Origin of the sequence: Algibacter sp. (genome assembly GCF_039977455.1) — a bacterium.
Taxonomy (GTDB): Bacteria; Bacteroidota; Bacteroidia; order Flavobacteriales; family Flavobacteriaceae; genus Algibacter_B.
The window spans coordinates 1-12883 of the sequence record NZ_JBDWDG010000009.1; the positions used below are offsets into that span (position 1 = coordinate 1).

The 12883-nt window shown below is 35.4% G+C and carries 5 protein-coding genes; 3 read left to right on the forward strand and 2 right to left on the reverse strand.

Translation table 11 applies throughout. From position 1 onward, the window contains the following. Both rpoC and ABJM36_RS02045 read left to right on the forward strand, forming a co-directional pair. On the forward strand, window positions 1-4152 hold a 4152-nt coding region (gene rpoC, locus ABJM36_RS02040), incomplete at its 5' end, for a DNA-directed RNA polymerase subunit beta' (protein WP_348448652.1). 134 nt (window positions 4153-4286) lie between these two features. Further along, on the forward strand, window positions 4287-4604 hold the full coding sequence (locus ABJM36_RS02045) for a DUF3467 domain-containing protein (protein ID WP_144116609.1): 318 nt from the start codon (window positions 4287-4289) through the stop codon (window positions 4602-4604). An 820-nt stretch (window positions 4605-5424) separates the two neighbouring features. On the opposite strand, the gene ABJM36_RS02050 is transcribed toward ABJM36_RS02045, so the two are convergent. Continuing rightward, on the reverse strand, window positions 5425-5652 hold the full coding sequence (locus ABJM36_RS02050; RefSeq protein ID WP_348448654.1) for a (4Fe-4S)-binding protein: 228 nt from the start codon (window positions 5650-5652) through the stop codon (window positions 5425-5427). 104 nt (window positions 5653-5756) lie between these two features. After that, the gene (locus tag ABJM36_RS02055) at window positions 5757-7346 is read right to left on the reverse strand and encodes a peptide chain release factor 3 (protein WP_348448656.1); all 1590 of its coding nucleotides are present in this window, start codon (window positions 7344-7346) and stop codon (window positions 5757-5759) included. Window positions 7347-7762: 416 nt separating this feature from the next. On the opposite strand from ABJM36_RS02055, the gene ABJM36_RS02060 reads away from it, so the two are divergent. After that, on the forward strand, window positions 7763-12883 hold a 5121-nt coding region (locus ABJM36_RS02060), incomplete at its 3' end, for an Ig-like domain-containing protein (protein WP_348448658.1).

Sequence of the window (12883 nt, forward strand, 5' to 3'; positions counted from 1 at the left end):
GGTTTGTTCTGTGAGCGTATTTTTGGTCCTGTAAAGGATTATGAGTGTGCTTGTGGTAAATATAAAAGAATTCGCTACAAAGGTATTGTATGTGACCGTTGTGGAGTAGAAGTAACAGAAAAGAAGGTACGTCGTGATAGAGTAGGACACATTAATTTAGTGGTTCCTGTTGCTCATATCTGGTACTTCCGTTCTTTACCAAATAAAATAGGTTATTTATTAGGCTTACCATCTAAGAAATTAGATATGATTATTTACTACGAACGTTATGTAGTAATACAACCAGGTAATGCTAAAAATGAAGAAGGTGAACCATTACAAAAAATGGATTTCCTTACTGAAGAAGAATACCTAAATGTATTAGAATCACTTCCTCAAGATAATCAATATTTAGATGATGAAGACCCAAATAAGTTTTTAGCTAAAATGGGTGCTGAATGTCTAATTGACTTATTAGCAAGAATTGATTTAGAATCTTTATCATACGAGTTACGTCATAAAGCAAATACTGAAACGTCTAAACAACGTAAAACAGAAGCTTTAAAACGTTTGCAAGTTGTTGAGTCTTTAAAAGAATCAAATGTTAATCGTGAGAATCGTCCGGAATGGATGATTATGAAAGTTGTGCCAATTATTCCACCGGAATTACGTCCGTTAGTGCCGTTAGATGGTGGTCGTTTTGCAACTTCAGATTTAAATGATTTGTACCGTCGTGTAATTATCCGTAACAACCGTCTTAAAAGATTAGTTGAGATAAAAGCACCAGAAGTAATTTTACGTAATGAAAAACGTATGTTGCAAGAATCTGTTGATTCATTGTTTGACAACACACGTAAGTCTTCAGCAGTAAAAACGGATTCTAACAGACCATTAAAATCTTTATCAGATTCACTTAAAGGTAAGCAAGGTCGCTTCCGTCAAAACCTTCTTGGTAAGCGTGTTGACTATTCTGCACGTTCGGTAATTGTTGTTGGTCCAGAATTAAAATTATTTGAATGTGGATTGCCTAAAAACATGGCAGCTGAGTTATACAAGCCTTTTGTAATTAGAAAATTAATTGAAAGAGGTATTGTTAAAACGGTAAAATCTGCAAAGAAAATTATAGATAAAAGAGAACCTGTGGTTTGGGATATCTTGGAAAACGTTCTTAAGGGGCATCCAGTATTACTAAACCGTGCGCCTACTTTACACCGTTTAGGTATACAAGCTTTCCAACCAAAATTAATTGAAGGAAAAGCGATTCAGTTACACCCATTAGTGTGTACTGCATTTAATGCCGATTTTGACGGTGACCAGATGGCGGTTCACTTACCTTTAGGTCCAGAGGCCATTTTAGAGTGTCAATTATTAATGTTGGCTTCTCATAATATTTTAAATCCAGCCAATGGATCACCGGTAACGGTACCTTCTCAGGATATGGTACTTGGTCTTTATTACATGACTAAGTTACGTAAGTCTACGCCAGAAGTTCCAATTTTAGGTGAAGGTTTAACTTTTTATTCTCCAGAAGAAGTAGAAATTGCTTTTAATGAGAAAAAAGTAGATTTAAATGCAGGTATCAAAGTAAGAACTATTGATATTAATGAGGATGGTAAGCTAGACAGAATGATTGTTGAAACTACTGTAGGTCGTGTATTATTTAACCAACACGTACCTCAAGCAGCAGGATTCATTAACCAAGTATTAACCAAAAAATCTCTTAGAGATATTATTGGTGATATTCTAAAGGTAACATCTGTTCCTGAATGTGCTGATTTCTTAGATAGCATTAGAACGTTAGGATTTAAATTTGCATTCCAAGGTGGATTATCATTTAGTTTAGGTGATATTATTATCCCACCAGAAAAGCAAAGTATGATTGATAAAGCCAATACCTTAGTTGATGGAATTACCGGAAACTATAACATGGGGCTTATTACAAATAATGAGCGTTATAACCAAGTTATTGATATTTGGACGTCTACCAATGCTGAATTGACTGAACTGTCAATGAAACGTATTAGAGAAGATCAACAAGGTTTCAACTCGGTGTTTATGATGCTTGATTCTGGAGCTCGTGGATCTAAAGAACAGATTCGTCAGCTTACAGGTATGCGTGGATTAATGGCTAAGCCTAAAAAATCTACAGCAGGAGGTGGATCGATTATTGAAAATCCAATTCTTTCTAACTTTAAAGAAGGACTTTCAATTTTAGAATACTTTATCTCTACTCACGGTGCTCGTAAGGGTCTTGCGGATACGGCTCTTAAAACTGCCGATGCAGGGTACTTAACACGTCGTTTAGTAGATGTTTCTCAAGATGTAATTATCAATACTGAAGATTGTGGTACTTTAAGAGGTGTTGAAGTAGAACCATTGAAAAAGAATGATGAAGTAGTTGAGAAATTACAAGAAAGAATTGTTGGTCGTGTATCATTAAATGATGTAGTTGATCCTCTTACCGATGAATTATTGGTTTCAGCAGGTCAATTAATTGAGGATGATATTGCCAAAGCAATTGAAGCTTCTCCTATTGATAGTGTCGAAGTTCGCTCAGCATTAACTTGTGAGGCCTTACAAGGTATTTGTGCCAAATGTTATGGTCGTAATTTAGCTACCGGTAAAATGGTACAACGTGGTGAAGCTGTTGGTGTAGTTGCTGCACAATCAATTGGTGAACCTGGTACACAGTTAACACTTCGTACATTCCACGTTGGTGGTATTGCGGGTAACATTTCAGAGGATAACAATTTAGCTGTTAAGTTTGATGGTATTGCTGAAATAGAGGATTTAAAAACAGTTAAAGGTCAAGATGGTGAAGGAAACGATGTAGATATTGTTATTTCTAGGACTTCTGAACTTAAGCTTATTGATAAGAAAACAGGTATTGTTTTAAGTACTAATAATATTCCTTACGGTTCTACTATTCAAATTAAGAATGGCGATAAACTAAGTAAAGGAGATGTAGTTTGTACTTGGGATCCATATAATGGTGTAATTGTTTCAGAGTTTGCTGGTAAAGTAAGATATGAAAACGTTGAGCAAGGTGTTACTTACCAAGTAGAAATTGATGAACAAACAGGTTTCCAAGAAAAAGTAATTTCTGAATCTAGAAATAAAAAGCTTATTCCAACGCTTCACATTGAAGATTCTAAGGGAGAAACAATGCGTTCGTACAACTTACCAGTTGGTGCCCACTTAATGATTGATGATGGCGATAAAATTAGCGTAGGTAAGATTTTAGTTAAAATCCCACGTAAATCTTCTAAAGCAGGTGATATTACCGGTGGTCTTCCTCGTGTAACTGAGTTGTTTGAGGCACGTAACCCATCTAACCCAGCAGTTGTAAGTGCAATTGACGGTGTAGTTTCTTTTGGAAAAATTAAAAGAGGTAACCGTGAGATTATAGTAGAGTCTAAATTAGGTGATGTTAAGAAATACTTAGTGAAGTTATCAAGTCAGATTCTTGTACAAGAAAATGATTTCGTAAAAGCAGGTATGCCTTTATCTGATGGTTCTATAACGCCTAATGATATCCTTAATATAAAAGGCCCTTCAGCGGTTCAACAATACTTAGTAAATGAAGTACAAGAAGTATATCGTTTACAAGGTGTGAAGATTAACGATAAGCATTTTGAAGTTGTTGTAAGACAAATGATGCGTAAAGTTAGAATTATAGATTCTGGTGATACTATTTTCTTAGAAGATCAATTAGCTCATAAAGCAGATTTCATCAAGGAAAACGATGATATCTTTGGAATGAAAGTAATTGAAGATGCCGGAGATTCTGCTAACCTTAAAGCGGGACAAATTATTTCGCCTCGTGAGTTAAGAGATGAGAACTCTATCTTACGTAGAGAAGATAAAGCATTGGTAATAGCTAGAGATGCACAACCTGCAACTGCTACACCAATACTTCAAGGTATTACAAGAGCGTCACTTCAAACGAAGTCATTTATTTCTGCTGCCTCTTTCCAAGAAACAACTAAGGTACTTAACGAAGCAGCTGTTGCTGGTAAAGTGGATTCTTTAGAAGGATTGAAAGAAAATGTGATTGTAGGACATAGAATTCCTGCAGGAACTGGTATGAGAAGTTATTCTGATATTATTGTTGGCTCTAAAGAAGAGTTTGACGAAATGATGCAAGCAAAACAAGAATTAAATTATAATTAATAAATGAGAATTCAACCTCAGTTTTTGGGGTTGGATAATCAAATTTATTTCCGCGAAGGCGGGATTCTATAAAACTAAAAGCCTTCATGCATTTTATACTTGAAGGCTTTTTAATATTTTAAATAAAAATTATTATGGCAGAAGAAAAAGATAAGCCAAAACAAGGACAGATTAATATTGAACTTGATGAGAAAGTTGCCGAAGGTACTTATTCTAATCTAGCTATTATAAATCATTCTGTATCAGAGTTTGTTGTGGACTTTGTAAATATTATGCCTGGTGTGCCTAAAAATAAGGTTAAATCTAGGATTATATTAACACCGCAGCACGCTAAACGTTTACTTAAAGCACTCGGCGAAAATGTTACCAGATTTGAAAATGCACATGGTGAAATAAAAGATTATGAGCAACCTCCAATGCCATTAAATTTTGGGCCAACAGGGCAAGCTTAGTGATTAATTGTGGCTATTTATTAGAGTAATAATGCTCAAAATAGTCACTTATTAATTGTGATGTTCCATTATAATCCAATTAGGACCTGGCACCATTATAAACGAGTTCTATCATTTCCCATTGTTTAGCTTTGCTTGCAAGCTCAATGCAATTTCTTATACTAGAGCTAGAATTGTTGTTAGACAGATTCACTTCATCGTCTTGAGCATATATTCAAATATGTTGCCCATTATAACAACCTTTAATTCCTGTAATTTCTGTTTTACCAGCAGTATTATAGATTCTAATAAAAGTTTTCCCCTTATTAGTTTCTCCACTATCTAATAATGAATCTACATTATTATTATTATTATTATTAGTATTTGTTGATAGAGAGATACTTCCAAAAGATTGATCCGAACTCGTAATAACACATTGTTGGATAGTTTTATACCTGTACCCAAAATTTACTTCTCGAAGGGTACCGGCAGCATTTAAACCAAAAAGCTTACTTGTGGTAACAGATGTCTGGTTTGTAGTTTTAATACGGGCTGTTCCTGCAACATGTAGTGTTTCTTGAGGGCTTGTTGTGTTTATTCCAACTTGTCAGAACGAAATGGCGATGAGAGAGATAATAACACAGATTGCCTATTAAAATAAACTCCATTAAAAACATACTACGACTTGAGGTATAAGGGGGAGCTATATAAAAATTTAGTAATATAATATTTAATTATAAATCATGATAAAATGGCTTATTTTAAACACTGTTTAAGGCGTTTATATCTAGTTTATTTATGTTTTGAAGTATTAGTTTAAAATTGCCAAATATTTTTTTTGTTAGGCAACTTTATCTTTATATGAAAATTTTAAAGCTCCAGACGGGCACTTTTTAATCTGAGTAATAATTTTCTCTGTAGGTGCACCATCAATATCCACCCATGGAATTACGGAGTTTCTAAAAACATTTGAGAGTTGTCTGGCACAAATTTCAGATTGAGTACATAAAAAAGGATCGTATGTAACTGTAATTTCATTATTACTGAATTTTCGGGCATTTATTTTCATTACGTAATCATTTGGTGGTTATGATATATATTGAGAGATTAATTTATATAGTGTGAAAAAACGATATATGTTTTTTTACTTTAATAGATAAAAAACAATGAGGTTTAATCAAATTCTGAAGTAAAGTGGAGTTTAATATTCGGGTATTTTTGTTGTGTCATCTGTAATGAAAATGGAGAATCGGCTAAAAATACTAATTGATTTTGTTTGTCTTTGGCTAAGAAACGTTGTTTTACCCTTACAAATTCTTTATACTCATCGCTTTTTGAGTTTTTTGGATCTACCCAACATGCCTTATGTACGTTTAAATTTTCGTAAGTACATTTAGCGCCATATTCATGCTCTAATCTATATTGAATCACCTCATATTGTAAAGCTCCAACGGTTCCTATTACTTTTCTACCGTTTAATTCTAATGTAAATAATTGAGCAACACCTTCATCCATTAATTGATCTATGCCTTTAAATAATTGTTTAGATTTTAAAGGATCGGCATTATTAATATACCTAAAATGCTCTGGTGAAAAGCTAGGAACTCCTTTGTAATTTAACACTTCACCTTCGGTTAAAGTATCTCCTATTTTAAATGTTCCGGTATCTTGTAAACCTACAATATCGCCGGGGTAGGAGATGTCTACTATTTCTTTTTTCTCTGCAAAAAAAGCATTTGGACTTGAAAATTTTACTTTTTTATTATGTCTTACATGAAGATATGGTGTGTTTCTTTTAAACTCGCCAGAAACTATCTTTATAAAAGCTAACCTGTTGCGGTGGTTAGGATCCATATTAGCATGAATCTTAAATACAAAACCTGTAAATTTACTTTCGTCAGGCTTTACTAAGCGTTCTTCACTTTGTTTTGGCCTTGGTTTTGGGGCAATTTCAACAAAACAATCCAATAATTCCCTAACACCAAAATTGTTTAATGCCGACCCAAAAAATACGGGTTGTTGTTGGCCGTTTAAGTAGTCTTCCTTATTAAACGCAGGGTAAATACCTTCTACAAGTTCAATTTCTTCTCTTAAGGTATCAGCAGCTTCGTTTCCTACTAATTTATCTAATTCAGGAGAAGATAGGTTTGAAATTTCAACAGTTTCTTCAATATCCTTTCTGCTATCACCACTAAAAAGATTAACGTTTTTTTCCCAAAGGTTGTAAATACCTTTAAAATCGTATCCCATGCCAATTGGAAAACTTAATGGTGTTACTTTTAAGCCTAGTTTTTGCTCAACTTCATCAAGCAAATCAAAAGCGTCTTTTCCCTCTCTATCCATTTTATTTATAAATACAATCATTGGGATATTACGCATACGGCAAACTTCAACGAGCTTCTCGGTTTGTTCCTCAACACCTTTTGCGACGTCAATAACAACTATAACACTATCTACAGCTGTTAAAGTTCTAAAGGTATCTTCAGCAAAATCCTTATGTCCTGGTGTATCAAGTATATTAATTTTAATGCCATCATATTCAAAGGCTAAAACAGAAGTTGCTACCGATATTCCACGTTGGCGCTCTATTTCCATAAAGTCACTAGTAGCACCTTTTTTAATTTTATTACTCTTTACGGCTCCTGCCTCTTGAATTGCTCCTCCAAAAAGTAGTAGTTTTTCAGTTAATGTAGTTTTTCCAGCATCTGGGTGAGAAATGATACCAAAGGTTCGTCTGCGTTGTATTTCTTCTAAAAAAGACATAAAATTAAATTTTGGCAAATATACTTTTTATAAAGGATTTATGTGACGTATGCACCCAATTTTGTGTCTTAACAAGGGTATAGATTTTAAATTTTTTAAATAATATTAATTTAGAGAAGAATCCTAGTGTTCAAATTATAAATTAAATTTTTGAATTTTAGTTTTTTGACGAATAAATATGCGTTTAAAACCTAAGAAGATAGTCAGTAAATTTTTTTTTTATAAATTTTGAAAACAAACTGTTATTACTATCTGGATTTCTCCGAAAATATGAAAAAAACTATGTTTTCAATTCTTAGTGTAGAAAAATTTGAATGTAATTTCTCTATTTCACAAGATTTTTTCTGTTATTTGTCTTACATTATGTCAGATTTTTTACTAGTCCCATTTAAATTAATTAATTTTTCCATTTCCCTATGAAAAACTTTACTCAATTGTCTTTTAGCCCAATTCTATTAAAAGGTATTTTTTTAATATTTGGGTGTTGTTTTTTCTGCTTTAATACGCTTAATGCCCAAACAAAAGGATTGATTCTTGAACCAGCTTCTGGATCTGGAATTGCCGTTTTAGATCCTAATGGAGATGGTTATGTGTCTGCTAATACCGCTGGGTTTATGGGTAATGATTCTGCAGAAAGTGAAATACCTTATAAACCTTTTGTGTTTCCTGGATTAGAACCAACAAGCGATATTAATAATGGACCTAATTGTGGGTTTTCGGATTTTGTCGATTCAGGTGGATTTGATCCTGCTTTGTCATATGTTGATGGCAGTGGAAACTGGTTGTTTCGATTAAGGTTAGGAGATGTTAGATCGAACGCTAAAAGTTACAGCATTTTAATAGATACCGATGGGAAATTTGGAAACTCTGGGCCGGATGCCGATCTTGATTATACATTAGATAATCCAGGATTTGAGGTTGAAATTGTATTGGGAACAAAATTCGGAGTCTTTATTTATGATGTTGATGGAACTCCAAATTGTTCACCAGTTGTGGAATATTTAGGAACTGATCATTATCAAAAGTCCCTTGCTATTTCTGAAATATGTGGAGATCCTGATTATTTTCTGGATTTTTATGTTGAATCTTCGGATTTAAGTGGTTTTGGGATAACATCTTCAACTCCAATTAGAATGGTGATTGTTGATAATATGGCAGCCAAAAAGTCCACGGTTTGTAACGCATCTTCCGCTTCAGACGTAGGAGGAGTTGGCCCTTGTGATTCTCTTGCAGATTGTTATGAAGAAATTATTGAAAATCAAGGTCCTTGTTCACTAGCAGATATTAACGCAGGACTTTGTTTACCTCGATCTAGTTGTCCAACTATTTCGTCACCGCTAGGTTCTGGCGACACTGTTGTTTCGGGAACCACTTCTGAACCAGATGGGACGACCATAAGGGTATACAATAATAATTCTTTACTCGGGAGCACATCTAGCACTGGAGGAGCTTGGAGTTTAACAGGAATATCACCTGTTTTAGATTCCGGAGACATAATAAATGCAACAGCTCAAGCTACAGGAGAAACCGTTTCTCCTTTGGATTGTAATACTACCGAAGTGGGTGCGATATGTTCTTCGCCGCCTATTTCTGCAAGTCATTGTGGAAAAAGTATTTCTGGGCAATCCCCTGTGGCAGGTGCAATAATTAATGTTTATTTCAATAATAGCTCTACGCCCCTAACTGCAACTTCTGGGACGGTATATTCGGGTGGAGAGATTACTGTTTCAGGAACAGCACATGGTAGTGGAGATACAGGAGATAATTTTTTATGGAAATGCGTAGGAGATGGTTCCTCTACTCAATGTAATGCTTCGGGCCCAGCGTGCTTAGTTGATGGTGTTTATAGAATAACTGCGACTGAACCAGGTAAGTGCGAATCTACACCCATCTACGTATGTATAGGTACAACAGGGGATACGGCTATACCAATAATTTCAACCTCACCAATAACAACTGCGACTACATCTGTTTCAGGAACGATGCCATCTCCTGATAATATAGCTTCTGATGTTGGGGTTACGTTATATGTTAATGATGTGCAAGTTGGAACAACCACAACCACGGCTGGAGGAGCTTGGACTATCGGGGGGCTGACTTTTAATGCTTGTGATGTAGTTACTGCAAAGGCGATAAGAACCGGTAGTACACCTAAATGTATATCTAATGCATCTACTGCAGTCAATGTTGCAGGGGGAACTACAGGAACTCCACAAATTTCAGGAACTTATTGTGGTATTGGAGCCATTAATACTGTAAATGGGATTTCGGGTGAAGCCGATGGCACTACGATTTCGGTTTTCGAAAATGGTGTTTTGGAAGGTACTACAACAGTAACTTCAGGTGCGTGGACATTATCAGGTATCTTAATTTCTACAGGTAGCACTATTACTGCAACGGCAACTGAGAGCGGTTCTTGTAAAACGGAAAGTCCTATCTCTACAGGCGTAGTGGTAGGTTCCCAATCAACTAATGCCGTAGCAATAACTACAGACCCGATAATAGAACAATCCACAACTATCTCAGGAACAGGAACAAGTGGTGATGTAATTACGCTTTATGTGGATGATTTTCAGGTTGAAGGTGCATCTGCAACGGTTTCGGGTGGAGTTTGGACAATTTCTGGTCTTCCAACTTATGAGCTTTATACAGGGGGTGTTGTAACCGTTAAAGCTAGTGCACCAGGTTCTTGTGAATCGGCACCTTCAGAAAGTAAAATAGTTGAATGTATACCACCAATAAATTCGTTAACTGTTAATCCAAATAATGCTGTAATTTGTTCAGGATCCTTTGTAGCCAATATTGAGGTAGATTCTGAAAATTTAGTTATCTATCAATTATATCTTGATGATGAAACTACAGCCACTGGTTCATCTGTTCTAGGTACTGGAGGTATTATTACATTAACAAGTGATGTTTTAACATCTTCTACAACTTTAAAGATAAAAGCAATAACATTACCCCTAGGGTTTTGTGAAGTCTTTTTAACAGAAAATGTTCCTGTAACGGTTAATGCGACACCAGATTTGGGGTTAACAGTTAATTCAAATAGTCCAGTTTGTTCTGGCACTTCTGCAAATATTTCAGTTGAATCTTCAGAAATAGGTGTTTCTTACCAACTAAGAAATGATGTAGATGATTCTAATGTAGGAACGGCAGTTATTGGAGATGGAAATACAGTTATTTTAACAACGGGGAATCTAACAAGCGATACAACATTTAATATTTTAGCTACAGGAGAATCCCCTTCTAATTGTAGTGGAGAGTTAACTTCTAAAGTTACTGTTACAACAGATGGAATTTGTAATACTGTTGATAGTGATGGAGACGGAATAGATGATGAAGTTGATTTAGATAATGATAATGATGGTATTTTAGATGAAGATGAATGTTCTGGTACAAGCAATGTAACCTTTACTTATGATCAAGCATTATCTTCTGCAGGAACTTTAATTTTTACAGCAACTGTAAATGGTAATGTAGAAACAATTACTATTACGGAATCAAGTAATCCTGCTCATTACCTTGGGACTACTGGTACAGAGCCAAGTGGTATAACTATTACAGCTGGTGCTTCTCCATCTATTGAGGCTTTGGATGGTGATGGAGGAACACTTCCTGGAGAATTTGCAGTTTTAGAAAGTGCTATAACATTTAGTTCTACTATTGCAATAGATAGAATACAACTGCCTACACTTGATGATTACGATAGAGATAATAATGGAACAAGTCCCACTGATGGTATAGCATTTACTATACCTGGTACTTGGCAAGTGGACTCCGGAGATATGGCATCTTACGATTTATCTACAGGTGCTCTTATTACAAATAATCAAGCCGGAAATGCTGCTAATAATATTTCTGTTGGAGGAAGCTCTAATCAAGAGTTTGTAGCGCGTGGAGGTGTTGGTTCTTCACTTGTTAGAGGTACAGCTGGAGGAGAAACTAATGGTGCTAGCGCTACCTTTATAGCAAGTTCACCTTTTTTAGAAGCCTCACTTTTATTTGAAGATTTAGCTGAAAATGGCGACCGAGAAAATATTATTAATACATTAACATCTTTAATACTAGAGGCAACCGTTTTGACTTGCCCAGATACAGATAATGACGGAATTCGGGATAATTTTGATACAGACAGTGATAATGATGGATGTCCGGATGCTTTAGAAGGTGCGGCAGCATTTACTCCTGCAGATTTAACCTCGAGCAATAATTTAGCCGATGCCGATGAAGGTACTGTAGATGCAAATGGAGTGCCTACTAATTCTGGGAGTCCACAAGCTACAAATGGTAATGTTACAACTGCTACCCAGGTAGTTGTAGATGCTACGGCATTAGTTGATAAAGCTGTTAATTCTGGGTCAGGAACTTCCTTTACAATAACTTCAGCCATAGCAAATAATACAACAGTATTTTCAGGTGGGGTACCAAACTACGGGGCTGGTTCAAGCTCAACCTCAGGTTTAAATTATCAATGGTATTTAGGAGATCCTAATTCTGGAGGTACTCCAATTTTAGCAGCCGATGCCAATTACAATGGTGAAAATACATCTATATTAAATATAATTGATGTTACAGGTTTAGATGGTACTCAATATTGTTTATTAATCACGCATGATGATAATGACTGTTTTAATGAAGTAAATTGTGCAACGCTTACAGTAAATTTACCACCAGTAGCTGATGATGATACAGCGGTAACAAATCCAAATACATTAGTAAATGTTGATGCCTTAAATGGAGATGACGATCCAGATGGTGATAATGCAAACTTATTGATTACCGAGATTTTTGATTCTGCAGCACCAACGGTTGCTATTTCATTAACAGTAAGTACACCAGTAACTTTAGCGGATGGCACGGTAGTGACTTTATTACCAAACGGTACATTAGATATTACTCCGGGTTCAGGTGTTACAAATATAGATTTAGATTATACCTTAGAAGATGAAGATGGCCTTACCGATGTAGGTAATATAATCGTAACAGTAAATCAGCCACCAGTAGCTGATGATGATACTGTTGCCAATGCAACAATAAATACCGCAGTACCAGTAGACGCATTAGATGGTGATAATGATCCAGATGGCGATAATGCTAATTTAGTAATCACCGAAGTAGATAATACAGCAATCAGTGTTGGTAACCCAGTAACTTTATCTGATGGAAGCGTTGTGACTTTATTACCCGATGGTACTTTAAGTGTAATGCCACCGGCAGACAGTACCGAACCAATTAGTTTTGTATATACGGTAGCCGATGAAGATGGCTTAACTGATGAAGGGCAAGTAGATATTACCTTCGATCAATTAGCTCCAGTAGCTGATGATGAAACTGTTGCCAATGCAACAATAAATACCGCAGTACCAGTAGACGCATTAGATGGTGATAATGACCCAGATGGCGATAATGCTAATTTAGTAATCACCGAAGTTGATAATACAGCAATCAGTGTTGGTAATCCAGTAACTTTATCTGATGGTAGTGTGGTAAGCTTATTGCCTGATGGTAGTTTAAATGTATCTCCACCTACAGAT

Coding starts and splice junctions, on each gene's coding strand:
- ABJM36_RS02050 (WP_348448654.1), bottom strand. CDS start 5,652: ATGAAAATAAATGCCCGAAAATTCAGTAATAATGAAATTACAGTTACA.
- ABJM36_RS02045 (WP_144116609.1), top strand. CDS start 4,287: ATGGCAGAAGAAAAAGATAAGCCAAAACAAGGACAGATTAATATTGAA.
- ABJM36_RS02055 (WP_348448656.1), bottom strand. CDS start 7,346: ATGTCTTTTTTAGAAGAAATACAACGCAGACGAACCTTTGGTATCATT.